This window comes from Butyricicoccus sp. AM78-15b2TA (assembly GCF_027665985.1).
Classification (GTDB): domain Bacteria; phylum Bacillota; class Clostridia; order Oscillospirales; family Butyricicoccaceae; genus Agathobaculum; species Agathobaculum butyriciproducens.
Window position 1 is genome coordinate 20,363 of record NZ_JAQEHY010000001.1, and the last position, 24,874, is coordinate 45,236.

The window sequence follows — 24,874 nt, forward strand, 5'->3', positions numbered from 1 at the left end:
CTCCAAAGCAAGAAATGCTTGTATTTATTTTATCACATTTTCGTGAAAAACTCAATCTCGAGTTATTTTCTCTTCCGTCAATCTAACGGGGCTTTCTTTGTCACGGCCTTGAGATATAGCTCTGGGTCACCATTCAAAATCAGCTCAGCATAGGCCAGCGGATTGTTATAGATCAACCAGTCCAGTTCTGACCGCTGATACATGCCGTTCGCCACCTCGTTCTCCACGGCGGTGCAGTCAATGGAGAGCAGTGTCCCATCCTCCAGATGTAGCTCCACGCAGGCGGTGTCCAAGTTAAACTCACAAGACAAAATCTTTCTCATACTCGTTACCTCCTAATGCTTAAATTTCGGTTGATTTTCCGTAGCGGTACAAAGTCTGTTTCGTTAATTTTAGAATCTGGCAAGCAATGCGAGTGTTAATACACACTCACATTTCCTGCCGTCTGCTTGTTGAGGGCAGCGCCCCCAAGCCCCTTTTGAACACAGAATTTCATTCTGTGGCTGCGCGTTCTGCGAACGCTTTGAAAGGGTACGCCAAAGCGCCGTTCCCTTTCAGATGCCCTGGAACAAATCGTTCCACCCTTATTGCCTGATGGCTGCCGTAAAACACAGTAGCCCTCGCTTGATGTATGGGAAAAATGCCTACCCATCGTTCGTTTTTACTCCGCACACTGTATCCTGTTTTGGCGCATCGGGTGTCGTGAAACGCGACATCCTATGGTGATTTTGGGGTGCCCTAAAATGTGGCACCCTTTGGGATAATGGGGTGGCAAAACACCACCTCATCCGAGATACTTTTTAGCGGAATTTCTTTGCCAAAACTTCCGTTAGTCATTCCTTTTGCCAGAAAAAAACAGGAGCGTGTCACGCTCCTGTTCAAGCCAACAGGGAGTAGATTGACTTTGGTGCTAATTTCATCTGCGAGATTAGTATGAAAGTAAGCACCTGTTACCAGCGAAAATCCGGGAATATCCCTCGCTTATCCAGGTATTCCTGCCGGGCCTGCTCCCGCTCTTCTGCGGTGGGTGCAGTCTTATATTTTGCATACAGTTCATGCCGCACCATCGCATCTAACTTTTGCTCCAACCCTTGATGAATTTCCTCGGCATAATCATCGTCATAGGCCAGATGATACTCCACCAAAGCTACAAAAAGGTCATAGGTAATTTGTACACTTTTCATATTCATTTCCTTTCCGTGACGGTTGCGACGATAGCGACGGTGTTTTTGGCGGTATCATTTTCACCGTCGCGACCGTCGCTATCGTCGCGCCCCTTATTCTTCGGTTACTTCACAGGCAGTTGATTCTAACAGCATATAGGTCAATTTCACTTGCCGACCGGAGTGTTTGGCCTTATTTTCATAGCCAACATGGTACTCCTCCAGCAGCCTGCCTGCCTTGACATTCAGGTACTTTGTGAGGGCATTGGAGGCCATTCCCATTTGGATGGTTTCAGCTAGTTCGGATGGAGAGCCGATCCACTCCCGGCACTCAAGGGGAACCAACTTTGCAACTGCATCCAGCACTGGGTCCGGCGGTTCTTTATACAGCTCGTTTTCCATGCGTTCCAGGTTCCAGATCTGGGTCTGCGGGTCCTTCTTCAAGTAGAGGATCTGATCCGGCTGATCCCGCCCCACCACCTTGATGGTAGCGTCCAGCTCCGTGCGTTTTTTCTTCTGCATCAGCAGAGAACCATCCGCACAGCCCAGCAGCCCAGTGGTGCCGGAAATCGTCTCAAAGGAATCGTCTGCCTGCTGTTTCCGGGTGTGATGAACGGTCAGAACACAGATACCGTGCTGATCAGCAAACTGCTTGATTCTGCCGATGATCTCATAGTCGCTGGCATAACTGTACGCTTCGCCGCCTACCTCACGGATCTTCTGCATAGTGTCAATGATGATGAGATTAGTGTCCGGGTGCTCCTGCACGAAGTTCTTCAGCTGTTCATCTAACCCATTCCCAATCTTTCCGGCGGCGGTGGCGAAATGGAGGTTGGGGGTGTCGTTCACGCCGTACATCATAAACATCCGGCTTTGAATACGCTGAAAATCATCTTCCAGCGCAAGGTAAAGTACCGTTCCCTGATGGACTTTATATCCCCACAAATCCTGCCCGGTACTGACATGGTAGGCAATCTGAGCCACCAGGAAGGACTTGCCGATTTTGGGTGCTCCGGCAAGGATATATGCCCCTGCGTAAAGCAGGCCTTCCACCACCGGAGGCCTACTCTTATAGGTGGTTTGGAACAGCTCTGTCATCGTGAGTGTATGCAGGTATCGGGGGTCTGTCATACGCTGCATCTTACGGTACATTTCTTCCAGACTGTCCTGAGAGTTTACAATTTCATCGTTGCTTTTTTGCCCGGAAGTGGGTATACTATTTTCAGAGTTTTTTGAGATTGACTGCCCATCATCTGCGCCAACAGATGAGCTTTGGGCGGTCATTTTCTTTTTCTCATCGGTCATAGGCGAATTCCTCCTGCATCCCGTTCATAATGGTTGTGATCATTCGGATAGTATCCAGCAGCTCGTCGCTCACGCCCTGTCCGGCCTCGATCCGGCGCAGCTCGTCCAGCACAGCAGACAACTGATCCCGCAGGGCTTTGTAAACTTTTGGATTGCCCTGCACCACCACATCTCGTTCCAACAGCCGCCGGATAATGTAATCCTGCTTGGTCAGGCCGGTGAGTTTCACCAAAGTTTCCAGTTGGAGATCTTCTTCCGCTGACACTCGGAAAGCCACCGTCTTGTTTCTCCAGCGATTATGGTTGTCATAGTTCTTCTTGGACATCTTCTTACACTCCTTTCTCATTTTTCAGTAAATCCAGCTTGTCAGCCATTTCCACCTGTCGGGTGGGGAACAGATGGGCATAGCGGTAGGTGATGTCGATACTCTCATGCCCCACACGCTCTGCAATAGCCAGGGCAGTAAAGCCCATGTCGATCAACAAACTGATGTGGCTGTGCCTCAAATCGTGTATGCGAATGCGTTTTACCCCAGTTTGCTTACAGCCACGGTCCATTTCTCGGTGGAGATAGCTTTTGCTGATGGGAAACATCCGGCTGTCCGGCTCCACTCCATATAGCTGCTTGAGGTAGTCCTGGAGTTCATCACAGAGAAACTGTGGCATCTGGATCACGCGGTTACTCTTGGGCGTTTTAGGTGTAGTGATCACATCCTGCTTATTGAGTCGCTGGTAAGACTTATTGATGGTGACGGTGCGCTTTTCAAAGTCAAAATCTGCCGGGGTCAGGGCCAGCAGCTCTCCCTCACGGACACCGCACCAGTACAATACCTCAAAGGCGTAGAAGGACAACGGCTTGTCCATCATGGCTTCGGAAAATCTGGTGTACTCCTCTCGGGTCCAGAACAGCATCTCCTTTCGTTCCTCCACCCCCATGTTGCCAGCCTGTCGGGCCGGGTTGATATTCAGACCGTAAAAACGGGCAGCATGGTTGAAAATGGCACTTAGTTGGTTGTGAACTGTCTTCAGGTAAGTTTTCGACAGAGGTTTGCCGTGGCAGTCCCTCAACTCCCGGATTTCATTTTGCCAACGGATAATGTCCTTTGCCGTGATCTCCGAAAGTTTTCGATTCGCAAAATAGGGGAGGATCTTTTTCTTGATGATACTCTCCTTGGTGAGCCAGGTATTGAGTTTCAGCTTGGGTTTAATGTCCTTTTCATAGAGAGCAACGAAGCTCTCAAAGCTCATGTTCACATCAGCCTGTTTTTCCATCAGGAACTCCCGTTCCCATTCCAGCGCTTCTCGCTTGGTAGCAAAGCCGCGCTTGAGCTTCTGCTGGCGTTCGCCCTTCCAATCGGTGTAGCGGAATTGAACATACCAGGTGCCATTGTCCTTATTTTTGAACGCTGCCATAATTATTTCTCCTTCCTTTCTGTCTCAGATCTTGTACCATAGAATTTCTCGTGGAAAAATTTTCGGTCAATTCGCCCGGCAATGGTGATGCAGCCGGTTTTAGCCAGTTCTTCATTCATCTGTCGAATGATCCTATAGGCAAAGGGAATGGAGATCCCCAACTCCTCTGCCACTTCGTTGACACGCATAAAAATCTGATTTGCCATAGTAAATACCTTCCTTTCTTTGTTTTTGGTAGCTGCCTGCTAATTTTGCTTTTCATAAAGACCTCCTCACTTGCTACTGCCACTTTTTTCTCGGTTGTATAACTAAAAAGCTGGCGTAATATTTTTTGCGCTCCCTTATCCAAGCTTATTTGCTTAATGTTCTTATGATACTATACATATAAGCTTAGTTCAAGTGTTTTGAAAGAAATATTATTAAATAAATTTGCTTAGATTGCCTTGACAAAACTAAACAAATATGCTATGTTTCGGATAAGAACAATCATAGACTGGAGTTGGTTACATGGCTATTGGTGAACGAATTCACTTTTTCCGTCTCCTGCGGGGGATGACACAAAAATATCTTGGTATGGCGCTAGGCTTCCCGGAGAAGTCTGCTGATGTACGCCTTGCACAATATGAAACAGGATCAAGAACCCCAAAGGCAGACCTGACCGCCGCCTTAGCTGAGGTGCTGGATGTCTCGCCCCATGCACTCTCTGTTCCGGACATAGACTCCTATGTAGGGCTGATGCACACGCTGTTTACCCTGGAGGACAACTACGGGCTGAAAGTCAGTGAGCAGGACGGTGAGCTTGCCTTGCAGGTGGATTTTCGCAAAAACAAGGATGCCGCCCGACTGCACAAGATGCTCTGGACCTGGCGGGAACAGGCCGCCAAGTTGGAGGCCGGAGAGATCTCTCAGGAGGAGTACGACCGCTGGCGCTACCACTACCCGGAGCACGACCGCAGCCAGATCCGTGCCAAGATGCCGCCGGAGGGGCTGATCTAATCCTCTCACTTGTAAGCCACGGGAAAGGCCGGTTGTTGCACAAAATCAGATAATTCAGATAAATGAGAGCAAAATAAAAAAGGTCTAACTGATCAACAAAAATCAGTTAGACCTTTTACTTATGAATAAAAAGATGAGGATTTTTAGGCTACTCGCAAGCCACCCGATTTTTCTTTTCAAACTCAATAAATCGGGATTTAGCAAGTGCTATCAATCTGCTATCAAATGGGGAATTTGAAAATCAAAAACCCAGTGTTTATGCGGGTTTGCGGGCCCTCATATCCACTTTTTGCTTATTCCCACTCAATCGTAGCCGGCGGCTTACTGGTAATATCATAAACAATACGGTTTACGCCGACAACCTCGTTTACGATACGGCTGGAAGCCTTATCAAGCACCTCGTACGGGATGCGCGCCCAGTCAGCGGTCATGAAGTCGCTGGTGGTTACGCCGCGCAGCGCGAGCGCGTAATCGTAGGTACGGCTGTCACCCATAACGCCTACGGTGCGGGTGTTGGTCAGAACAGCAAAATACTGGTTGATCTCCTTGTCCAGACCTGCATTTGCGATCTCCTCGCGGAAGATTGCGTCTGCCTCACGCAGAATGTCGCACTTCTCCTTGGTGATCTCGCCGGTAATACGGATGCCGAGACCCGGACCCGGGAACGGCTGACGCATAACCAGCTGCTCGGACAGGCCCAGCTCAAAGCCGAGCTGACGAACTTCGTCCTTGAACAGCATGCGCAGCGGCTCAATGATCTCCTTGAAGTCCACGAAATCCGGCAGACCGCCTACGTTGTGGTGGCTCTTGATGACAGCGGCATCGTCCTTGCCGGACTCGATCACGTCCGGATAGATAGTGCCCTGTGCCAGATAGTCGATCTTGCCGACCTGCTCACCGATCTGCTTGCCCATCTTTTCAAACGTGCGGATGAACTGTGCGCCGATGGCCTTGCGCTTGTCCTCCGGATCGGTCAGACCCTTGAGAGCGCCGAGGAATGCGTCCTCCTCGTTCATGCGGATCAGGTTGATGTCCCACTTGGAGAAAGCTGCCTCAACCTCATCACCCTCGTTCTTGCGCATCAGACCATGGTCTACGAATACGCAGGTCAGCTGATTGCCGACTGCCTCAGCCAGCAGGGCCGCTGCAACCGAGGAGTCAACGCCGCCGGACAGCGCCAGCAGAACCTTGCCGTCACCGACCTTCTCGCGGATGGCCTTGATGGAGCTGTTCTTGTAGTCACCCATGGTCCAGTCGCCCTTTGCATGGCAGACTTCATACAGGAAGTTCTTCAGCATGAGCGAACCGTTCTCGGTGTGGTTTACCTCCGGATGGTACTGTACGCCGTAGAAGCCGCGCTTCTCGTCAGCGATGGCAGCAGTCGGGCACATATCGGTGTGAGCAACTAGCTCGAAGCCCTCCGGCACCTTTGCCATGTAGTCGCCGTGGCTCATCCAGGAAATGCCCTGCTCCGGCAGTCCCTTGAACAGCTTGCAGTCCGTGTTGTAGAAGGTCTCGGTCTTGCCGTACTCGCGCGCCGTATCCTCCTGTGCTGCGGTTACCTCGCCGCCGAGGGTATGCGCCATAAGCTGGCAGCCGTAGCAGATGCCCAGAACCGGTACGCCCAGCTCGAACAGAGCCGGATCACATTTCGGGGATTTTTCTTCGTAAACGCTGTTCGGACCGCCGGTAAAGATGATGCCGATCGGATTGAGCGCCTTGATCTCCTCAATCGAGGTCTTATAGGGCTTGACCTCACAGTAAACATTATGTTCGCGGACGCGTCGTGCAATCAGCTGATTGTACTGACCGCCGAAGTCGAGCACCAGAACAAGCTGATGATTTTCCATCGCCAATCTCCTTTCTGTTTTCCCAATGTATATATAATAGAATTATGCCACATTTCTGCGTTTTCGGCAAGGGCTTTTGCGGAATTTTCCGTTTCCCGACAGGAAGAAAACATACACAGACCGGAATTCTGCCGATCCGGTATAAAATTTAACAGCCGCGTGCATACTTTCCGATAGAAGAAACGACCGGAAAGGGTGAAGGATTTTGAAAAACAGGCAGATTCGCATCATTGCGGTGCTGCTCGCAACCGTGCTCGCCTATGCGGGACTGATCGGCGCTGCCGCAGTAACTGCACAGGCGGCGGACAATGCACCGGTGGTGCAGCCGGTCACGGCGCAGACTTGCGTGGATATTGCCGTGGAGGCCAGACTGTCCGCGACCGACGCGGATAACGACGTAGTGCTCTATCAACTGACCGAAAAGCCGCGGCTGGGCACAGCGAAAATCGAGGGCAGTACCTTATATTACACACCGGGCCGCAAAGCCGGACGCGACAGCTTCCGCTATACCGCCGTGGACGCCGAGGGCAATACAGCGCAGCCTGCCGCTATCACGATTGAAATCAAAAAGAATAAGACCGGACTCACCTACTCGGACATGGACGGTGATCCGGCACATTACGCGGCGATCTATCTGGCGCAGAAAGGCGTTATGACCGGAGAAACCATCGGCAGCTGTGCGTTTTTCCATCCCAGCCGAGCGGTAACACGCAGTGAGTTCATCGCCATGACAGCCGCCGCGGCAGACCTGTCCGTTGCGCCGACAGACCAGACCGACTTTGCGGACGACAGCGGACTTTCCGCGTGGGCCAAGCCGTATATCAGCGCCGCAGCCGCAAACGGACTGGTCAGCGGCTACGCGACCGTCTCCGGCGTGAGTGAGATTCGCGGCGAGAAAACCATCACAACGGCCGAGGCAGGCGTGGTGCTCGACCACCTGCTTGACGGCACGCTGAACGGTGTGCAGTACGCTTGGTCGATGTCCGACCATTCTCCGCAGGATTGGGCACAGCCGGCAATCGCTCGGCTGGAACGCGCCTCCGTACTCACCGCTGCACAGGCACAGAACCCAGAACACCCGCTCGACCGCCGAACAGCGTGCGAAATGCTGTACCGCGCACTGATTTTGCTGGATTCTTGACGAAAATCAGCAGCAGTGTTACAATAGTGCAGGGAGAAGCTCGGACTTCTCCCTGCTTTTTTCTGATTTTGAAAGGACTGTATTCGTTTGCAGCAAATTGATTTTTCTCAGGGCAGCATCCGCCGCAGGATACTTGCGGTGGCCACACCGATGCTGATCGCGCAGCTGCTCAACCTGCTGTATAATATTGTAGACCGCATTTATATCGGCAAAATCCCCGGCGAGGGCACGCTTGCGCTGGCAAGTATCGGCTTGTGCTTTCCCTTTGTGACGCTCATTACCGCGTTTGCCAATTTGTTCGGACTGGGCGGTGCTCCGCTGTGCGCGATGGCGCGCGGCAAAGGCAACCGGGATGGCGCACAAGGCATTATGGTCAACGCCGGCTTTATGCTGCTGCTGAGCGGTGCCGTGTTGACCGTGCTCGGCATCGCGTTTCATCGCCCGCTGCTCTACCTGTTCGGCGCCAGTGAGGTGACGTACCCGTATGCGTCCTCGTACATCGTGATTTACTTGATCGGTACGCTGTGCGTCATGCTGTCGCTCGGTCTCAATCCGTACATCAACTGTCAGGGCTTTGTCCGAACCGGCATGCTCACCGTGGCACTCGGCGCGGCAGCCAACATCGTGCTCGACCCGATTTTTATCTTCGCACTGCACCTCGGCGTGCGCGGCGCTGCTATCGCGACCGTGCTGTCGCAGCTTCTGTCTGCTGCATGGGTTGTCAAGTTTTTAACCGGCAAAAAAGCCGAGCTAAAGCTGGATTTCCGTGGTTTCCGGCCGGACTGGCACTGTATCCAGCGCATTACCGTGCTCGGCATCGCCAGCTTCGTCATGTCGTTTACGGATACGCTCGTGCAGGTGGCGTGCAATGCTACTCTACGCAATTTCGGCGGCGACCTTTACATCAGCGTCATGACTGTACTTAACTCCGTGCGTCAGATCGCACAAACGCCGGTGCTCGCCATCGCGGACGGTGCATCTACCGCCATCAGCTACAACTACGGCGCGAGGCTGTACAGGCGCACCCGGGACGCCATCCGGTTTATGACACAGATTGCTATTGGATATACCATGCTTGTCTGGATACTGGTCTCTCTTTTCCCCGCCCTGTTCATCCGCATTTTCAATCAGGACGCGGAACTGGTCGCGGCGGCTGTTCCGGCGCTGCACATTTACTTTTTCGGCTTTGTGATGATGGCGTTCCAGTATGCCGGTCAGAGTACGTTCCGCGCGCTGGGCCGGGCGAAATACGCGGTGTTCTTCTCTCTCTTGCGCAAGGCGTTCATTGTTGTGCCCCTGACTTTGCTGCTGCCGTACTGCTGGAATCTCGGCGTGAGCGGCGTATTTGCGGCAGAGCCGGTGTCCAACTGCATCGGCGGTCTGGCGTGCTACTTTACTATGCGGCATGTGGTGATGCCCGAACTCAAAATGGAGAATTGAAGATGGAGGATGGAGAATGCATAACCAGTCGCAGAACACTTCGTTTATTTTTCTGGATTTGGGACAGAGCGGTCAGTGCCTGCTGTCTGTTCCGGCGTTTGTCGCCGAAAACGCGCGAGTCTATCAGGTTGAATTTGACAAATGGCTGCAGTCATCGACCGAGCATGATTACTGGGTTACTGCGCCGGACGCCACAAAGGCACTTTGCTTCGACGGCGCGGAAGCCTTTGCGGCGTGGCTCAATCAATATGTGCTGCAGGATTCCGAGGTCAAAGCACAGCGCATTCCAACGCTTTATTTTTAATAGGTAAACCCGAAAAAGGAGTCGGACAAATCCGGCTCCCTTTTCGGCATTGCGAGGGGAAATCAGCAGCACTTTCGCTGGAAGGACTTACAGTCGGTGCACTGATCCATCGTTGGATTAGCCTCGTGCGTGCCAACGGTAATGCTGTCCAGCGCACAGTACGAGGCAGTAGGACAGTGGTTTGCACACTGCTCCACCGTGCAGTGAATAGACTTGTTGCAGCGATCGTTACTCATAGAGAATGACCTCCTTTTGTGATTTCGATAGTATTGTTTCACGCGATGCAGCAAATTATACTTAGCGATTGCGAAAACACTTTCTGTTGTGCTATACTGAAAGAAAACGATTTCAACAAAGGTTGTGACATATATGCAAAAGGGAGATGCAGCAAAGCTCAAGCTGCTGCTGGCGGGTATTTCCGCGCGGCTGACAAAGAACCGCGATTTTTTCGTGCAGGCGGACTGCGCGCTGGTTTCCGGCAAAAAGAAATTTGATGCAAAGCTGTCCCGCGCGGACGAGGACTACACCCTGCATTTTCAGGGCAGCGACCGCCGTGTGGATGCGGCGGAGTTCTGCACATTTTTTGCCGAACAGGCCGAAAAATACGATGAGAGCGTGCTCACCTACACCGAGCGCAGCACGGTTGTTACGCTGTCCGTGACGGCACGCGGCGTGCAGATGAAGCAGGCCGAGCGTGAAGCGACCGCCGAGGAAAAGGCGGCTGCCGCCAATCCGCTGCTCGACAGCGGCCGGCAGTACCTCATTCGTGTCGATCAGGCGGCAGCGCTGCTGCGCGAGATCGGCATCCTGACCGCAGACGGCAAGCTGAAAAACGACATGATCCGCAAGTACAATCAGATCGACCACTACGTTGAGCTGGTTGCGCCCATGTGTTTGAGCAGGACGCCAGCGACGAGATCGTGCTGCTGGACTGCGCCTGCGGCAAATCCTACCTCAGCTTTGTCATGAATTACTACATCCACGAGGTACTGCATCGCCGCTGCCGTGTCATCGGCGTGGACATCAAGGAGCACGTTATTGACGAGAGCCGTGCGATGGCGAAGCGTCTTGGCTACCACAACATGACATTCATCTGTGCGGATCTGCGGACGTACCAGCCGCCGAAAAACGTTACTGCTGTGATTTCGCTGCACGCGTGCGATATTGCGACCGACCTCGCGCTCGGTACGGCAATCCGCGCCAAGGCGAAATACATCGCGTGCGTGCCGTGCTGCCACAAGGAACTGCTCGATCAGTACACCATGCCCGGACTCGAGCCGCTGACCAAATTCGGCGTATTCAAGGCGCGCTTTAACGATGTGCTGACCGACAGCATGCGTGCGCTCAAACTGGAAGCCGAAGGCTACAAGGTGTCTGTCGTTGAGTATATTTCGCCGCTCGATACCCCGAAAAACCTGCTCATCCGCGCAACGCGAACCGGCAAGGTAAACAACCGCGCGAAAGCCGAGTACGATGCCGTGCGCCGCACGCTCGGCACGACCTCTGAGCTGGACCGCCGATGCGCGGAACTCGACAACGAGTTTTTCGTCACCGATGAGGATTTGGTGGGTTAATTTCCCTGTTTTTGTTTTCCATGTGCATTTCAGACAATCTGCCGGATACGCTCTTGTTTTTGTGCAAATCTGCATTATAATTTTTGTATACTCTCACAGAGGTGATGCCTGTGAAACCACCCGACAAAGGCCTGCTGCTCTCGTCGTATGTGGACTTTACCATTCCATCTCCGTTTGCGCGAGAGCACCTGTATTATCTCATCCAGTACGGACACTACCAGTGCGTACCCGGCTATGAGGTCGAGCGGGATTTTCTGGATATGTACCTGTGTGCGTATGTACGCAGCGGTTCACTGCACACCTTCTGCGGAGAACAGAGCGCGAACGCTACCGCCGGACAGCTTGTACTCATGGACTGCCGCCTTCCCCACCGGTATTACGTCACCGAGCCGACCGAGTTCCTCTGGTTTCACTTTTCCGGCGGCGAAAGCGCGGCTTATGTCCGGCTGCTGACTGGCGGCACCGGCATCTGCTTTGACGGAAATCATGAGATTCTCCAGTATTTTGAACAGATTTTCTACTACGGAGACAAGCAGATGTGCAATGAGCACCGCATTTCGGTCTGTATCCAATCCGTGCTGTGCTGTCTTGCCGTGCCGGACACCAAGCCGGATATTCCCGAGGTGATTCGTCCGGCGGTCGAGTATATCGCTGAGCACTTCCGGGAAGAGGTCACGCTCGAAACACTTGCCAATTTGTGCCATGTAAGTGTCACGCATCTCATTCGCTGTTTTGCCAGGTACATCGGCTTCCGTCCGCATGATCATCTGCAGGAGCAGCGTCTGCGTCACGCAAAGGTTCTGCTGACCGGTTCGGCGCTCTCCATCGAGCAGATCGGCTTCAACAGTGCAAGCCACTTTTCCCGCGTATTCCGCAGCCGCGAGAAAATGACGCCGAGTAAATTCCGCTCCATGAACTTCTGATGTTAATTTCTGCACAGAATAGGTTAATTTCCTGACGTGACTCTGTGTAATTTTGTCCTATAATAGAGGCATAAAGAGCGCCACGAAGAACAAAAAGGAGGCACGGATCATGGAGAAGAAAACGATTTCGGCAGGTATCATCGGTGCGGGCGGCTTTATCGGTCAGGAGCACCTCAAGCATCGCATCACAGACCTCGGGAACGGTAGAGGCCGTAAACTTTGATATGTAAAATGTAAGGAGTAATTATTTATGCTGAAATTTGGTATGATTGGTGGCGGGCTTGGTTCATACATCGGCAAATTCCACCGCTGGGGCGCTATGCTGGACGATTCCGCCGAGCTGGTCTGCGGCTGCTTCTCCCGCAGCATGGATAAGAACCGCGCGACCGCTGAGGCGTATCACCTGCCTGACACCAGCCGCGTGTATGCGGATTTTCACGAAATGGCAGACAAGGAGTCCACGCGTGAGGACGGTATTGATTTTGTCTCCATCATGACGGCAAACGATACGCATTACGAGATTGCAAAGTGCTTTCTTGAGCATGACATCCACGTTATATGCGACAAGCCGCTTGCGCTCCGCACTGAGGAAGCCGAGGAGCTTGCCCGCATTGCAGAGGAGCGCGGTCTGCTGTTCGGCATAACGTATTCGTACACCGGCTATGCGCTCATCCGTCAGGCGCGTGAGATGATTCGCGCAGGTGTAATCGGCGATATTCTGCACGTCCGCGTGCAGCATCCGGAGGACTGGGTCATTTCCGGTGCGGTTGACGGCAAGGTGGACACCTCGGCATGGCGTTTTCAGCCGAAAAAGGTCGGTTCCTCGCTGTGTGCAAACGATCTCGGCACACATGCAGAGCAGATGGTAACGCAGTTTACCGGTCTGCACGTCAAGCGCGTGCTGGCGATGATGGATACCTATCCGCGTGATCTGCCGCTCGATACCAATGTAAACGTGCTGATGGATTTCGGGGGCGGCGTAACCGGTACGCTCTGGGCATCCCAGATTGCGATTGGACACGAGTGTGACAGCGGCATCTACGTCATCGGCACCGAAGGCTCGCTCGAATGGACTGCGACCGACTGCGACCACCTGATCTACACGCCGCGCAGCCAGCCGAGTCAGCGGCTGTCCGCCGGTGCAGACTATCTGCTCAATGCCAGCACGCGGCTTTCCCGCGTCGGTGCAGGCCATAATGAAGGCTTTATCGAGGCGTTCTCGAATATTTACCGTTCGTTCTGTAATGTGCTCTCCGATCGCAAGGCAGGTCGTGAGAACACGACCGACACCTTTCCGACTGTGGAGGACGGCGTGCTCGGCGTTCGCTTTGTCGATGCCTGTGTGCGCAGCCATAAGGCCGGAGGCGTCTGGATGGACGTATAAAGCAGCCCATCCCTCTTTGACGGAAGTCCCCCTGTATTGAAGGTACAGAGGGACTTCTTAATGTAACACCCCGGAAAATCTCCGAATAGATTGATACTGAAGTTGCTTCAATTTTTGTTTGGAGGTAATATGCATGGCTGAAAAAGTTTGCTGCCCGGGTCCGATCGGCGGCAATAACGGCAACAGTGCAGGCGGCTTCCGCGAAGCGGTCTGCGTCCACACCAAAAAGGTTTATGACTCCTGCCGCAGTAAGGAGTGCCTGCGTGACATTCGCGTGTATCTCACCCGCGATGCGCAGGAGCTGATCAATGCCGGCGGCATTGCATCTGTGAAGCCGCGTGAAGCGGAACTGCTCTGTGTTTCTATTGATGTTGAGCGGATTCAGTTTAATCGAGGTTTCTACAGCGTTGATATCCGCTTTTTCTACCGCATTGAATGTGAAATCAGCTGCGTAATCGGTCGTCCGCGTATCGTGGACGGTCTGGCGGTATTTGACAAACGCGTTGTACTGTTCGGCGGTGAAGGCGGCGCGCGCATCTTTTCCTCGCAGTATATCGAGGACGGCCGCGATGTGCAGCTGCGGCCTGACAGCAACAAGCCGACTGCGGTCGTTGAGGTCGTTGATCCGATCATGCTGGACGCGCGTGTGGTAGCGCCGGAAACCAGCTGCAACTGCTGCTGCTGCGCTCTGCACGAAGTACCCCGTTCAATCTGCTCGTGCTTCGGCGGTGACGATCTCGTGCTCAGCAACGATGGTTATCAGCTGTTCGTAACCCTCGGTCAGTTCTCGATCATCCGGCTTGAGCGCGACATCCAATTGCTCATGCCCGCTTACGACGTATGTCTGCCGCGGCGCGACTGCTCGAACAGCGGTGTCGGCGGTGAGCAGGACCCGTGCGAGATCTTCTCGAGCTTTGACTTCCCTATCGACGCCTTTTTCCCGCCGCAGAGCGACAAGGCAGGCTGTCTGTTCACCGGCAGTGCCGGCGTAAATGACAATCGCAGCGGCTGCGGCTGCAGCTGCAGCAATAACAATTCCTGCAGCGGCAATAATTCCTGCAGATAATCTATCTACCCGTTTACACGCAGCCGGCTGGGAGTATTTGCTCCCAGCCGGCTGTAAATTCGCCGTTCTGTATGACGGCAAGCCGATGGTTTTCGACTGTCCGTTAAAAATGAAGCCGTCGGCAAATTCGATCTATGACCTGAAGGATGCCACTGCTTCATTCTTCATTCTCGTTAAGAATACAGACGGCGGCTTCCTAATCGGCCGCTTTGCAACCGGTATCTGATCACTGCCGCACAAACCGTTCAATCTGCTGAAAATTTTCTCTATTGGTGCAAAAAGTTCCTCATCAACTGATGAGGAACTTTTCTTGTGCAGCTTTTCGATTCTGAGACTTCACTTAGTACGCGATGCCCCAGACAACCATCTTGTTTGCAGGCTTGCCGCAGACCGGACAGGTATCTGCGATATGCTCCTGCTCGAACGGCATACAGCGGCTCGGCATACCGGTCTCTTCCTTGACCTTCTCCTCGCAGGCGAGGTCGCCGCACCACATGGACTTGATAAAGCCGGTGTGCTCAGCAAGGATGGACTTCATCTCGTCAAGAGACTTTGCAGTATAGGTATGCGCCTCGCGGTTTGCGAGCGCCTTCTCATACAGCGACTTCTGGATATCCTCCAGCAGTGCCGGAATGGTCTTTTCGAGATCCTCGAACTTAACAACGGTCTTTTCGCGGGTGTCGCGGCGAACCAGTACGCACTGACCCTCAGCGATATCGCGCGGACCAACCTCCAGACGAAGCGGAATGCCCTTCATCTCGTACTCGGCAAACTTCCAGCCCGGGGTATTGTCGCTCAGGTCGATCTTGGCACGGATGCCCGCTGCCTTGACCTGCTCGTACAGCTCGGTTGCCTTCTCCTTAACGCCTTCCTTGTGAGCCGCAACCGGAATAACAACCAGCTGGGTCGGAGCGATACGCGGCGGCAGAACCAGACCCTCGTTATCACCGTGCGTCATGATGATTGCGCCGATGATACGGGTGGAAACGCCCCAAGAGGTCTGATACATATACTGCAGGGTGTTGTTCTTATCGGTGTACTGCATGCCGAATGCGCGTGCAAAGCCGTCACCGAAGTAGTGCGAGGTACCGGACTGCAAAGCCTTACAGTCGTGCATCATGGCCTCGATGGTGTAGGTGTTCTCTGCACCGGCGAAGCGCTCCTTCTCGGTCTTTTCACCCTTGAGCACCGGAATCGCCAGCCACTCCTCGAAGAACTTCGCATAGATGTTCAGCATACGCAGAGTCTCTTCCATAGCCTCCTCAGCGGTAGCATGAACGGTGTGACCCTCCTGCCACCAGAACTCACGGCTGCGCAGGAACGGACGGGTGGTCTTTTCCCAACGGACAACCGAGCACCACTGGTTGTACAGCTTCGGCAGGTCGCGCCAGGAGCGAACGATCTTTGCGTAATGCTCGCAGAACAGCGTTTCCGAGGTCGGACGAACGCACAGACGCTCCTCCAGCTTGTCGTTGCCGCCGTGCGTTACCCATGCACACTCCGGCGCGAAGCCTTCAACGTGGTCGGCTTCCTTCTGCAGCAGGCTTTCCGGAATGAAAATCGGCATTGCTACATTCTCGTGACCGGTCTCCTTGAACATGCCATCCAGCGTGTGCTGAATGTTCTCCCACAGCGCCTGTGCGTACGGACGCATGATGATACAGCCCTTTACGGACGAATAATCGGCCATTTCAGCCTTTTTAACAATATCTGTGTACCACTGCGCGAAGTCCACGTCCATAGACGTGATCTCGCTGACCAGCTTTTTCTTTTCTGCCATTATTCTTCACCTTTCTGGTTCGCAATAATCTTATCTATTTTCTCTTGTTCGTTTTCCAGCGCATCGTTGCCCCAGATGTAGAATACATCATCGGTTGCAGACCGGACGGTAATGTTTCCGTCTTTCAACAGGCAGGTATAGTGTCCGCTTCTATGGCCCTCTGTCGGAATAGCGATTGTGAAGCGAACAGCACCGCTTTTGACCGTCTTTATCTCGTCGATCAGAATGTCATCGAGTGTTGCAAGCGTGGTCTGCGTTCCATCCGGCGCGATACGCACGAGCATATCACCGGCCATGTATCCGATACCATCCGAATAGTATTCCGTCCGCTCAGATTTATCGCAGGAAACAGCATAATAAGCCCCATCAGCATCCTGCTTTACGCTGATGACCGGAGAGTCTGTCACCTGTACCAGGCGGCCGTTCTCTTCGCGGTACAACCCGGCTGTGCCCCAGAGCAACGCACCGTCGCTGCCAATTATCTGCGGCGCACAATGCTTGCGCACCTCGGCATCATCCGACTGATACGCATTCGAGATGGTATAGCTGTCTGTCTTTTGACCGTTCCAGTTATACGCCGTCAGCACGGTTTCGTCCGCCGTACATTTCTGCGTAACAGTCATGCCGTCATCCGTCAGCCGGCAGATACCCGCTGCCACACCCAACGGCTCCACCCCTGTTTCAGTGAGCTTATAACCGGTCGTCTCGTCCGTGCAGATGATGCAGCCGCGTGCGCTCTGATAAACGGTATGTGCTGCCTGCTGCTGTGCTTCGGTCAGGGTCAGTTCGGTTTTGACCGTATCGCCGTGCACTGAGCACAGCGAATACGTTTCCGTTTTCCGGTCGTACACCAGCAGATAATCGGTTTCTCCGGCACGGCCGAGATATTCCACAGAACTTTCTTTCGGCAGCGAGAGCACTTGCGTCAGCGCCATCGTCTTGCTGTCCATGCGGTACAGGATCAAGTTCGACTGCCTCATATCACTCTGCGCATAACGGTCTGTACCGCTGACAGGCTGCACGCCATCAATCGGACACTGCGCCACTGTCACATCTGCAATCTGGCAGACGAACGGCGAAGCGATCAGGTTCCACTTGTCATCATACTGATAATCATTGCCGTAATCACGCGGCAGAACGTCCCATGCCGCATTTTTGAATTGCTTCGCTGTGAAAACGCCGTTGTCGATCAGCTTTTCCGCCACACTGCGGTCGCTTTCATCGCCATTTTTCGCGTAGTTCGTACCGAGCAGCCGAGCCGAGAGCGAAACCGCATCTCCGCGGATAAAGCCCTCCTCGTCCGTCTGCCGTACCTCATCGTTATCGACAAAAGCCGTACCCTGATAGCTGTCCGCATCCAAATGTGCCCGGGTCAGAAAAATGCAATACTGGTCGCAGGTGACATTGCGCTGCGAGCCGTACTTTGTCGCGGAAACGCCCTTGGTCAAACCATTCTGATACAGCCAGCCAACGTATTTGTCCGCCCACTGCGGCACATCGGCAAACGGGTGCTTCCAGTTTCCTGACAGCGCAGTCTTTTCTGCGCCAAGCAGACGGGTCAGCATCACCGAGGCCTCTGCGCGGGTCATGGATTTCTCCAGCGCAAAGCCCTTGCCAGTGCCTTTGAACAGTCCGAGATCATAAAGCATCTGCGCCTGCGCTTCGGTATCGCCGGGATAGTTGTTGTTGATCGTACCGACCTGTGCCGCACCGGCGGCACAAGTCAGCAGACCTGCCATCAGACACGCGGAAACAAATTTTTTCATGCCGCACCCTCCCTGCATACATGACAAAACTCTATGAACCTTTTATTCTATTGTGACGGAGAACGGAATACAGCTTCCGCTCTCCGTTTTGCTGCTTACTTCAGCTTATTCTCAACCTCATATGCGAGCTTCTCGATAAACTCGCCGGTCTCCATAGCGGTGGTCTCGCCGGTCTTGCGGGTACGAACCGAGATAACACCCTTTTCCTCGTCCTTGTCGCCAATGACGATCATATACGGAACCTTGTGAACCTGTGCTTCGCGGATCTTATAGCCAATCTTTTCGTTGCGCTCGTCCATGGTTACGCGGAAGCCCTTATCAGTCAGCTGCTTAACAACTTCCTGTGCACACGGAATATTGCGATCGGTCATCGGCATAACGCGAACCTGCTCCGGTGCCAGCCAGGTCGGAAATGCGCCTGCAAAATGCTCGGTGATAACGCCGATGAAGCGCTCAATAGAGCCGAGGACAACGCGATGGATCATAACCGGACGGTGCTTCTCGCCGTCTGCGCCGGTGTACTCAAGCTCGAAACGCTCGGGCAGCTGCATATCCAGCTGGATGGTGCCGCACTGCCAGGTACGGCCGATGGAGTCTGCCAGATGGAAGTCCAGCTTCGGGCCGTAGAACGCGCCGTCGCCCTCGTTGACAACGTAGTCCTTGCCGATCTCGGTGATGGCCTCTGCAAGGGTCTTTTCCGCAAACTGCCAGTCCTTCAGTTCGCCCATGTGATCCTCCGGCATGGTGGACAGCTCGATCTGATAGGTCAGGCCGAAGGTGGAGTAAACCTCATCGAACAGACGAACAACGTTCTTGATCTCGTCCTTCATCTGATCCCAGGTCATGAAGATGTGGGCATCATCCTGCGTGAAGCAGCGCACGCGGAACAGACCGTGCAGTGCGCCGGACAGCTCATGACGGTGTACCAGACCCAGCTCGCCGACACGCAGCGGCAGCTCCTTGTAGGAGTGCGGCTGAGCCTTGTAGACCAGCATGCCGCCCGGGCAGTTCATCGGCTTGATTGCATAATCCTCGTCGTCGATGACGGTGGTGTACATATTCTGCTTGTAGTGATCCCAGTGGCCGGAGCGCTCCCACAGCTTACGGTTGAGGATCATTGGGGTGGAGACCTCAACGTAGCCGTAGCGCTTGTGAACCTCGCGCCAGTAGTCGATCAGGGTGTTCTTGAGGGTCATGCCGTTCGGCAGGAAGAACGGGAAGCCGGGGCCTTCCTCGGTCAGCATGAACAGGCCGAGCTCCTTGCCCAGCTTGCGATGGTCGCGCTTCTTCGCTTCCTCCAGCATGTTGAGGTACTGGTCGAGTTCGTCCTTCTTCGGGAATGCGGTGCCGTAAATACGCTGCAGCATCTTCTTGGAGGAATCGCCGCGCCAGTAAGCGCCGGTAACGTTCATCAGCTTGATGCCGTTGCCCTTTACGCGGCCGGTGGAGTCCAGATGCGGGCCTGCACACAGGTCGGTGAACTCGCCCTGCTTGTAGAAGGAAATGGTAGCGTCCTCCGGCAGATCGTTAATCAGCTCTACCTTGTACGGCTCCTCGCGCTCTTCCATGAACTTGATGGCTTCCGCGCGCGGCAGCTCGAAGCGCTCAAGCTTCTCCTTCTCCTTGCAGATCTTACGCATCTCTGCCTCAAGAGCATCGAGGTGCTCCTGCGTGAAGGAGAACGGCGCATCAAAATCGTAGTAGAAGCCGTTGTCGATGGACGGGCCGATGGCCAGCTTGACCTCCGGATACAGGCGTTTTACCGCCTGTGCGAGAATGTGCGATACCGTGTGACGGTAGGTGTCGCGGTATTCCTTGTTTTCAAACGTGTACTTGTTTTCTTCGGACACTTTTATTCAGACCTTTCTTGTAAAATCATAACGAGTGGAGTAATTGATAATGGAGAATGGAAAATGAAGGTATCCGTCCACGGGACGGAATTTTATGACGCGCTTTGCGCGTAACCACAATTCTCAACTCTCCATTTTCAATTTTTCATTACTGCAGAGTAACAAAAAAGCGCTCACCCCTGTATCTCTCAGGGGTGAGCGCTTGCCCACGGTTCCACCCTGCTTGCAGCCCTTGCAGGACTGCCGCTCGGAGTTCTTAACGCGAACGACACGGCACAGCATACTGCGGTTTTCCGCTGTGCGGCTCGGGAATCGGTACTGTTTTCTCCGCATTGCGTGTGCTTGCAGCCGTGGCGCACGCTCTCTGCCAAATGCTTTTCGGAAAACAGGATTTCCGTCATTGCCTATAACTTAATAAATACAGATTTATTATAACGCTCATATCCGCGCTTTGTCAACCGATTTCGCATGAAAAATGAGGAATTGAAAAATGCAGAATAACATCATTCTCCATTTTCCGTTCTCAATTCTCCATTACTGTGCCTTTGCCCTGGTAATTTTATCCGCAGCAAGCAAAATACCCAGCTTGCCGGACTCATACGTCAGGCCGCCCTGCATATAGCAGACATACGGCTCACGCATCGGTGCATCGGCGGAAAGCTCAATGGACGCGCCCTGCACGAACGCACCTGCAGCCATGATAACCTGATCGTCGTAACCCGGCATTGCCCACGGCTCCGGCGTTACATAGGAATCGACAGGTGCACCGGCCTGAATGCCCTCACAGAAGCGGCGCAGCGGGTCAGGCGCACCGAACGCGATAGTCTGGATGATGTCGTAACGCGGCTCCTCTGCCTTCGGGCTTACCTCGTAGCCGAGTTTTTCCATGACCTTTGCGCAGAACATCGCGGTCTTGATGGCCTGCATGGTAACATGCGGCGCCATGAACAAGCCCTGATACAGCAGGCGGTTCTGACCCATCGTACAGCCGCATTCGCCGCCGATGCCGGGTGCGGTCAGCTTATAAGAGGCGTTCTCGACCAGATCCGCACGACCTGCAATATAGCCGCCGGTCGGAGCCAGACCGCCGCCCGGGTTCTTGATAAGCGAGCCTGCGATGATGTCCGCACCGACCTGCGTCGGCTCGATCTCCTCGGTGAATTCGCCGTAGCAGTTATCGACCATGATGGCCGCAGTCGTATTGACCTCACGCACGGCCTTGCAGATTCCGCCGATTTCCTCAACGGAGAGTGTCTTGCGGACGCCATAGCCGCGGCTGCGCTGGATGAATACCAGCTTGATATTCTCATCTGCCGCCGCTGCCTTGATGGCAGGCAGGTCAGGCTCACCGTTCTTGAGGTCAACCTGCCTGTAGCCGATGCCGTAGCTCTTCATGCTGCCGCAGTAATCGCCGGTGATGGTGTTCTGCAGCGTGTCATACGCCGGTCCGGTGACGGACAGCACGGTGTTGCCGGTCTTGACGGCGGAAAACATCGCGCAGGACAGCGCGTGTGTGCCGTTTACAAAGCCGATGCGCACGAGTGCGGCCTCGGTGCCGAAAATATCGGCGTAGATCTTGTCGAGCGTGTCACGGCCGTAGTCATCATAGCCGTAGCCGGTCGTGCCCGCGAATAGATTGTCGGATACCCGGTTCTTCGCGAACGCCGCCAGCACCTTCTCGGTGTTGCGGTCACAGATCTCCTCGAGACGCTCGAAATACGGACGGATCTCGCGTTCAGCCTCACGGCCGAGCGCACGAATCTCCGGTGAAATCTTAATATATTCAGACATTTATGTGTAATCTCCTTCTATCAGAGTGAAGAGTGGAGAGTTAAGAGTGAAGATAACGAAACGGTTTCGCTGTCTCTCCACTCTGCAATCTCCACTCTCCACTTTTTCTATATAACGCTTTCGCCGTCCGGCAGCGTAAACAATTCACTGTCCGGCGTTTCCGTGCTGAGCTCGCTGACGGTGACTTTGCGCGTCAGCGTATCGCCGTCATAGAACGACGCCTGCGCCAGCAGACCGCTGACCGTTGAAACGGCATATACGCAGCGGTAGCCGTCCTGCTCAAACGTAACGGCAATACACGGTTCACCGTTAATGTCCTGTCGGCCGGCAGCAGTCAGCTGCACTTCGTCAGCCAGAACATCCTCGTATGTCGGCAGCATAGCAGCTGCGTCATCGGTAAAATCGCCGGCTTTGCCCTGATAAGCAGTGCTGTCCCCTGCATTCCACGCGTACACCTTGCTGTCCGGAACGCGAATCAGCGTAGACTGCACCTGATTGTCACTGCCGAGTGTATCCGTGCGCATCACATTATCCCGCACATAGCGATGGCAGTACAGAGCCGCCGAGCCGCCATCATAGTAGATCGTGTTCTCGATCCTGCTGCTGTATGCCGCCGGACGTGCGAGCGTTGCGATGACGGTCTTGGCGTTATTGACATCAATGGTAATATCATCCACGCTCTGCCCGGTGAGCAGCGCACTGCCTGTGCCAACCGTTGGCGAATCGCCCTCACTGCCGGGCAGGATAATGCCGGTGCTGCTGCCGTGCATCCAGCCGGAGGACAGCACAAAGCTGAGCACCACCAACAGCACGAGCACGGAAGCACCCGCAGCCGCAATCTTCGGCGTAGTGTCCGGCAGATAGTGTTTCGGTGTGTGCTTCTCTTTTTTTACGGGTTTCACGGGTTAAACGGAGCCGGACCGTCCTCGCGCAGACCAAAATACTGCTCGATCGCCTGCACGATACGCTGCGAGGTCTTTCCGTCGCCGTACGGATTGACAGCGTGCGCCATTTTTGCGTAAGCGTCCTCATCGTCAAACAGCTCGCGCGCGAGCTTAACGATATTGGCCTGCTCCACGCCTGCCAGCTTGACCGTACCGGCCTCGATGGCCTCCGGACGTTCGGTCTCGCGGCGCAGTACCAGAACCGGCTTGCCGAGACTGGGCGCCTCCTCCTGCAGTCCGCCGGAGTCGGTCATGATGAGATAGCAGCGTGCCATCAGGTTGTGCATCTCGTCCACGGCCAGCGGATGAATGAGGTGAATGCGGTTATTGCCGCCGAGGAATTTCTCCGCAGTCTCGCGGACATACGGGCTGAGGTGCACCGGATAAACGAAGTGTACATCCGGATATGCTTCGCTCAGCTCGGCAATGGCGCGGCAGATATTCTCCATCGGCTCGCCGTAGTTCTCGCGGCGGTGCGCGGTAACGAGGACAACGCGGTTGTTCTCAAAATCCAGCGTCTTGAGCTGCTCATCACGGAACTCGAAATCCGGCTTTACGGTCATGTGGATCGCGTCAACAACCGTGTTGCCCATGACAAACACGCCGTCTGTGATACCTTCCTTCGCAAGATTATCACGGTTGCGCGGCGTCGGCGCAAAGTGCAGCGTTGCAATTTGACCGGTCAGCTTGCGGTTCATTTCCTCCGGGAACGGGCTGTACTTATCATAGGTACGCAGACCGGCCTCTACATGACCGACCGGCACCTTGTGGTAGAATGCCGCAAGCGCACCGGCAAAGGTAGTCGAGGTATCACCGTGGACGAGCACGATGTCCGGCTGTGCCTTTTCGAGCACCTCATCCAGACCGTGCAGGCTCTTCTCAGTAATGGTCGCCAGCGTCTGACGCGGCTGCATGATATTCAGGTCGTAATCCGGCTTGATGTCGAAAATATCGAGCACCTGATCGAGCATCTCGCGGTGCTGCGCGGTAACGCACACGATGGACTCGGTGTTTTCATTCTGCTCGAGCGCATGCACCAGCGGCGCCATCTTAATGGCCTCCGGGCGAGTGCCGAAAACCGTCATTACCTTGATTTTATTCATCGTCTTTATCCTCCTTGTTTTCGGATGCGTGTTTGCTCCAGTGCTCCGCACCGTAAATGATGCATGCACCTACCAGAATTGCAGCCAGAACCGCCAGCAGCAGCACGATCGCCTTAACCTCGCCGGACGAGGTGAGCACCACGGCGGTAAGACCGAGCGTTGCGCTGATAGCGTACAGAATAGCAACCGCCTGCTTCTGGTTGAAGCCCATGTCGATCAGCTTGTGATGCACATGGCCGCGGTCCGGACTCATCGGACTTCTGCCTGCCGCCACACGGCGGATGATGGCATTGGCTGTATCGAAAATCGGCAGGCCGAGAATCAGGAACGGCACCGCAAACGAGATGACTGCGTAGAATTTGAACAGACCCATGATGGACACGGTTGCCAGCATGTAACCGAGGAAGGTCGAGCCGGTGTCGCCCATGAAGATCTTAGCCGGGTTGAGGTTGTACGGCATAAAGCCGATGCACGCGCCGGCGAGCGCCGCCATCGTAATGGCAATCGGCATGTTGCCGGTCAGCAGCGCAACAGCAAGCATGGTAATCGCCGCAATGGACGAAACACCGACCGCAAGTCCGTCCAGACCGTCAATCAAGTTTACCGCATTCGTGATGCCGACAATCCAGATAATCGTGACCGGCACTGCCAGAATGCCGAGATGGACAAACGGCGTATCCGACAGCGGATTCAAATTGGTGAACAGACCAATCTGCAGGTCGCCGATGCAGACCGGAATAGCTGCCGCCACAATCTGCACCACGAATTTGAGCTTGGCGCCGAGCGCCAGCACATCATCGAAAATGCCGAGTGCGACAATGATGGCCGCTCCGAGCAGGACGCACAGCATGGTCTCATCAAGCTGCCCGAAAATCAGAATCGAACACAGGAAGCCGCCGTAAATGGCCAGACCGCCCAGCCGCGGGATCGGCTTTTTATGCATGCGGCGTGCATCCTTCGGCACGTCGATCGCGCCGACCTTATGTGCAAAATTCTTGACCGGCGGTGTGAAAAAATAGCTCAGCACGGCAGCTACGGCAAACGCTGCAATAATCGTGCCGATGACAATATATTCAGACATG

General features: G+C 54.2%; 25 protein-coding genes. 10 read left to right on the plus strand and 15 right to left on the minus strand.

All coding sequences use genetic code 11. The annotated features are described in order from the left end of the window. Positions 1–77 precede the first annotated feature (77 nt). The 6 genes from PGS25_RS00095 to PGS25_RS00120 all read right to left on the minus strand — a co-directional run bounded on the left by PGS25_RS00095 (position 78) and on the right by PGS25_RS00120 (position 4,086). Positions 78–323, minus strand: coding sequence for a DUF6061 family protein (locus tag PGS25_RS00095; RefSeq protein ID WP_117491242.1), 246 nt, complete (start codon positions 321–323; stop codon positions 78–80). A gap of 627 nt (positions 324–950) precedes the next feature. Continuing rightward, a complete protein-coding gene (locus PGS25_RS00100; RefSeq protein WP_117491244.1) occupies positions 951–1,184 on the minus strand; it encodes a complexin-2 in 234 nt (77 codons plus the stop codon). 93 nt (positions 1,185–1,277) lie between these two features. Next, positions 1,278–2,468, minus strand: a complete 1,191-nt coding sequence (locus PGS25_RS00105) for an AAA family ATPase (protein WP_270417270.1) — start codon at positions 2,466–2,468, stop codon at positions 1,278–1,280. Then, positions 2,458–2,793, minus strand: coding sequence for a plasmid mobilization protein (locus PGS25_RS00110; protein ID WP_117491248.1), 336 nt, complete (start codon positions 2,791–2,793; stop codon positions 2,458–2,460). The genes PGS25_RS00105 and PGS25_RS00110 overlap by 11 nt, the downstream gene beginning before the upstream one ends. Positions 2,794–2,797: 4 nt before the next feature. Further along, on the minus strand, positions 2,798–3,880 hold the full coding sequence (locus PGS25_RS00115; protein ID WP_117491250.1) for a site-specific integrase: 1,083 nt from the start codon (positions 3,878–3,880) through the stop codon (positions 2,798–2,800). Positions 3,881–3,882: 2 nt separating this feature from the next. After that, positions 3,883–4,086 carry a hypothetical protein gene (locus PGS25_RS00120; RefSeq protein ID WP_002566189.1) on the minus strand — a complete coding sequence of 68 codons (204 nt, stop codon included), beginning with the start codon at positions 4,084–4,086 and terminating at the stop codon, positions 3,883–3,885. 301 nt (positions 4,087–4,387) lie between these two features. Between PGS25_RS00120 and PGS25_RS00125 the strand changes: the two genes are divergently transcribed. Continuing rightward, the gene (locus tag PGS25_RS00125; RefSeq protein WP_117491252.1) at positions 4,388–4,876 is read left to right on the plus strand and encodes a helix-turn-helix domain-containing protein; all 489 of its coding nucleotides are present in this window, start codon (positions 4,388–4,390) and stop codon (positions 4,874–4,876) included. Between the two features lie 293 nt (positions 4,877–5,169). Here PGS25_RS00125 and guaA read toward each other — a convergent pair whose 3' ends face one another. Beyond that, a complete protein-coding gene (guaA, locus tag PGS25_RS00130) occupies positions 5,170–6,726 on the minus strand; it encodes a glutamine-hydrolyzing GMP synthase (RefSeq protein ID WP_117491254.1) in 1,557 nt (518 codons plus the stop codon). Between the two features lie 205 nt (positions 6,727–6,931). Between guaA and PGS25_RS00135 the strand changes: the two genes are divergently transcribed. From PGS25_RS00135 to PGS25_RS00145, 3 genes are all read left to right on the plus strand, one after another. After that, on the plus strand, positions 6,932–7,867 hold the full coding sequence (locus PGS25_RS00135; RefSeq protein WP_270417271.1) for an S-layer homology domain-containing protein: 936 nt from the start codon (positions 6,932–6,934) through the stop codon (positions 7,865–7,867). Between the two features lie 87 nt (positions 7,868–7,954). Then, entirely contained in the window at positions 7,955–9,307 is a 1,353-nt protein-coding gene (locus PGS25_RS00140; RefSeq protein WP_442865167.1) for an MATE family efflux transporter, read from the plus strand. 16 nt (positions 9,308–9,323) lie between these two features. Next, complete coding sequence (locus PGS25_RS00145) at positions 9,324–9,611, plus strand: hypothetical protein (RefSeq protein WP_270417272.1); 288 nt, start codon at positions 9,324–9,326, stop codon at positions 9,609–9,611. A gap of 62 nt (positions 9,612–9,673) precedes the next feature. On the opposite strand, the gene PGS25_RS00150 is transcribed toward PGS25_RS00145, so the two are convergent. Then, complete coding sequence (locus PGS25_RS00150; RefSeq protein ID WP_110436834.1) at positions 9,674–9,847, minus strand: DUF1540 domain-containing protein; 174 nt, start codon at positions 9,845–9,847, stop codon at positions 9,674–9,676. Positions 9,848–9,980: 133 nt separating this feature from the next. Here PGS25_RS00150 and PGS25_RS00155 point away from each other — a divergent pair, with 133 nt between their 5' ends. The 6 genes from PGS25_RS00155 (at position 9,981) to PGS25_RS00180 (ending at position 14,784) form a co-directional block, all read left to right on the plus strand. Then, the gene (locus PGS25_RS00155) at positions 9,981–10,580 is read left to right on the plus strand and encodes a hypothetical protein (protein ID WP_270417273.1); all 600 of its coding nucleotides are present in this window, start codon (positions 9,981–9,983) and stop codon (positions 10,578–10,580) included. Next, positions 10,502–11,185, plus strand: coding sequence for a class I SAM-dependent methyltransferase (locus PGS25_RS00160; RefSeq protein WP_270417274.1), 684 nt, complete (start codon positions 10,502–10,504; stop codon positions 11,183–11,185). The genes PGS25_RS00155 and PGS25_RS00160 overlap by 79 nt, the downstream gene beginning before the upstream one ends. A 110-nt stretch (positions 11,186–11,295) precedes the next feature. Further along, positions 11,296–12,108 carry an AraC family transcriptional regulator gene (locus PGS25_RS00165; RefSeq protein ID WP_270417275.1) on the plus strand — a complete coding sequence of 271 codons (813 nt, stop codon included), beginning with the start codon at positions 11,296–11,298 and terminating at the stop codon, positions 12,106–12,108. 250 nt (positions 12,109–12,358) lie between these two features. After that, positions 12,359–13,492: a Gfo/Idh/MocA family protein gene (locus PGS25_RS00170; RefSeq protein WP_270417276.1), complete on the plus strand. Its 1,134-nt coding sequence runs from the start codon at positions 12,359–12,361 to the stop codon at positions 13,490–13,492. Between the two features lie 133 nt (positions 13,493–13,625). Then, positions 13,626–14,558, plus strand: coding sequence for a hypothetical protein (locus PGS25_RS00175; RefSeq protein WP_270417277.1), 933 nt, complete (start codon positions 13,626–13,628; stop codon positions 14,556–14,558). A gap of 37 nt (positions 14,559–14,595) precedes the next feature. Continuing rightward, positions 14,596–14,784, plus strand: coding sequence for a hypothetical protein (locus PGS25_RS00180; RefSeq protein ID WP_270417278.1), 189 nt, complete (start codon positions 14,596–14,598; stop codon positions 14,782–14,784). A gap of 114 nt (positions 14,785–14,898) precedes the next feature. Here PGS25_RS00180 and proS read toward each other — a convergent pair whose 3' ends face one another. The 7 genes from proS to PGS25_RS00215 all read right to left on the minus strand — a co-directional run bounded on the left by proS (position 14,899) and on the right by PGS25_RS00215 (position 24,873). Continuing rightward, entirely contained in the window at positions 14,899–16,338 is a 1,440-nt protein-coding gene (proS, locus tag PGS25_RS00185) for a proline--tRNA ligase (RefSeq protein ID WP_118647379.1), read from the minus strand. Continuing rightward, on the minus strand, positions 16,338–18,104 hold the full coding sequence (locus tag PGS25_RS00190; RefSeq protein WP_270417279.1) for an S-layer homology domain-containing protein: 1,767 nt from the start codon (positions 18,102–18,104) through the stop codon (positions 16,338–16,340). The genes proS and PGS25_RS00190 overlap by 1 nt, the downstream gene beginning before the upstream one ends. Before the next feature lie 95 nt (positions 18,105–18,199). Then, a complete protein-coding gene (thrS, locus tag PGS25_RS00195) occupies positions 18,200–19,954 on the minus strand; it encodes a threonine--tRNA ligase (RefSeq protein WP_118481230.1) in 1,755 nt (584 codons plus the stop codon). Positions 19,955–20,488: 534 nt separating this feature from the next. Continuing rightward, on the minus strand, positions 20,489–21,745 hold the full coding sequence (locus PGS25_RS00200) for a methionine gamma-lyase family protein (protein ID WP_270417280.1): 1,257 nt from the start codon (positions 21,743–21,745) through the stop codon (positions 20,489–20,491). A gap of 107 nt (positions 21,746–21,852) precedes the next feature. Next, positions 21,853–22,647, minus strand: coding sequence for a hypothetical protein (locus tag PGS25_RS00205; protein WP_118285530.1), 795 nt, complete (start codon positions 22,645–22,647; stop codon positions 21,853–21,855). Then, complete coding sequence (gene wecB / locus PGS25_RS00210) at positions 22,644–23,792, minus strand: non-hydrolyzing UDP-N-acetylglucosamine 2-epimerase (protein ID WP_110436845.1); 1,149 nt, start codon at positions 23,790–23,792, stop codon at positions 22,644–22,646. Before wecB ends, PGS25_RS00205 begins: the two co-directional genes overlap by 4 nt. Next, positions 23,785–24,873 (minus strand): MraY family glycosyltransferase, encoded by a 1,089-nt coding sequence (locus PGS25_RS00215; protein WP_117491700.1) that lies wholly within the window; start codon positions 24,871–24,873, stop codon positions 23,785–23,787. Before PGS25_RS00215 ends, wecB begins: the two co-directional genes overlap by 8 nt. Position 24,874: the final 1 nt, after the last annotated feature.

Excerpts from the sequence above, each read along its gene's own strand:
- guaA (WP_117491254.1), bottom strand. The coding sequence starts at position 6,726 with ATGGAAAATCATCAGCTTGTTCTGGTGCTCGACTTCGGCGGTCAGTAC.
- PGS25_RS00110 (WP_117491248.1), bottom strand. The coding sequence starts at position 2,793 with ATGTCCAAGAAGAACTATGACAACCATAATCGCTGGAGAAACAAGACG.
- PGS25_RS00105 (WP_270417270.1), bottom strand. The coding sequence starts at position 2,468 with ATGACCGATGAGAAAAAGAAAATGACCGCCCAAAGCTCATCTGTTGGC.
- PGS25_RS00100 (WP_117491244.1), bottom strand. The coding sequence starts at position 1,184 with ATGAAAAGTGTACAAATTACCTATGACCTTTTTGTAGCTTTGGTGGAG.
- wecB (WP_110436845.1), bottom strand. The coding sequence starts at position 23,792 with ATGAATAAAATCAAGGTAATGACGGTTTTCGGCACTCGCCCGGAGGCC.
- PGS25_RS00145 (WP_270417272.1), top strand. The coding sequence starts at position 9,324 with ATGCATAACCAGTCGCAGAACACTTCGTTTATTTTTCTGGATTTGGGA.
- PGS25_RS00190 (WP_270417279.1), bottom strand. The coding sequence starts at position 18,104 with ATGAAAAAATTTGTTTCCGCGTGTCTGATGGCAGGTCTGCTGACTTGT.
- PGS25_RS00200 (WP_270417280.1), bottom strand. The coding sequence starts at position 21,745 with ATGTCTGAATATATTAAGATTTCACCGGAGATTCGTGCGCTCGGCCGT.
- PGS25_RS00125 (WP_117491252.1), top strand. The coding sequence starts at position 4,388 with ATGGCTATTGGTGAACGAATTCACTTTTTCCGTCTCCTGCGGGGGATG.
- PGS25_RS00155 (WP_270417273.1), top strand. The coding sequence starts at position 9,981 with ATGCAAAAGGGAGATGCAGCAAAGCTCAAGCTGCTGCTGGCGGGTATT.
- PGS25_RS00120 (WP_002566189.1), bottom strand. The coding sequence starts at position 4,086 with ATGGCAAATCAGATTTTTATGCGTGTCAACGAAGTGGCAGAGGAGTTG.
- PGS25_RS00170 (WP_270417276.1), top strand. The coding sequence starts at position 12,359 with ATGCTGAAATTTGGTATGATTGGTGGCGGGCTTGGTTCATACATCGGC.
- PGS25_RS00150 (WP_110436834.1), bottom strand. The coding sequence starts at position 9,847 with ATGAGTAACGATCGCTGCAACAAGTCTATTCACTGCACGGTGGAGCAG.
- PGS25_RS00215 (WP_117491700.1), bottom strand. The coding sequence starts at position 24,873 with ATGTCTGAATATATTGTCATCGGCACGATTATTGCAGCGTTTGCCGTA.
- PGS25_RS00175 (WP_270417277.1), top strand. The coding sequence starts at position 13,626 with ATGGCTGAAAAAGTTTGCTGCCCGGGTCCGATCGGCGGCAATAACGGC.
- proS (WP_118647379.1), bottom strand. The coding sequence starts at position 16,338 with ATGGCAGAAAAGAAAAAGCTGGTCAGCGAGATCACGTCTATGGACGTG.
- PGS25_RS00115 (WP_117491250.1), bottom strand. The coding sequence starts at position 3,880 with ATGGCAGCGTTCAAAAATAAGGACAATGGCACCTGGTATGTTCAATTC.
- PGS25_RS00095 (WP_117491242.1), bottom strand. The coding sequence starts at position 323 with ATGAGAAAGATTTTGTCTTGTGAGTTTAACTTGGACACCGCCTGCGTG.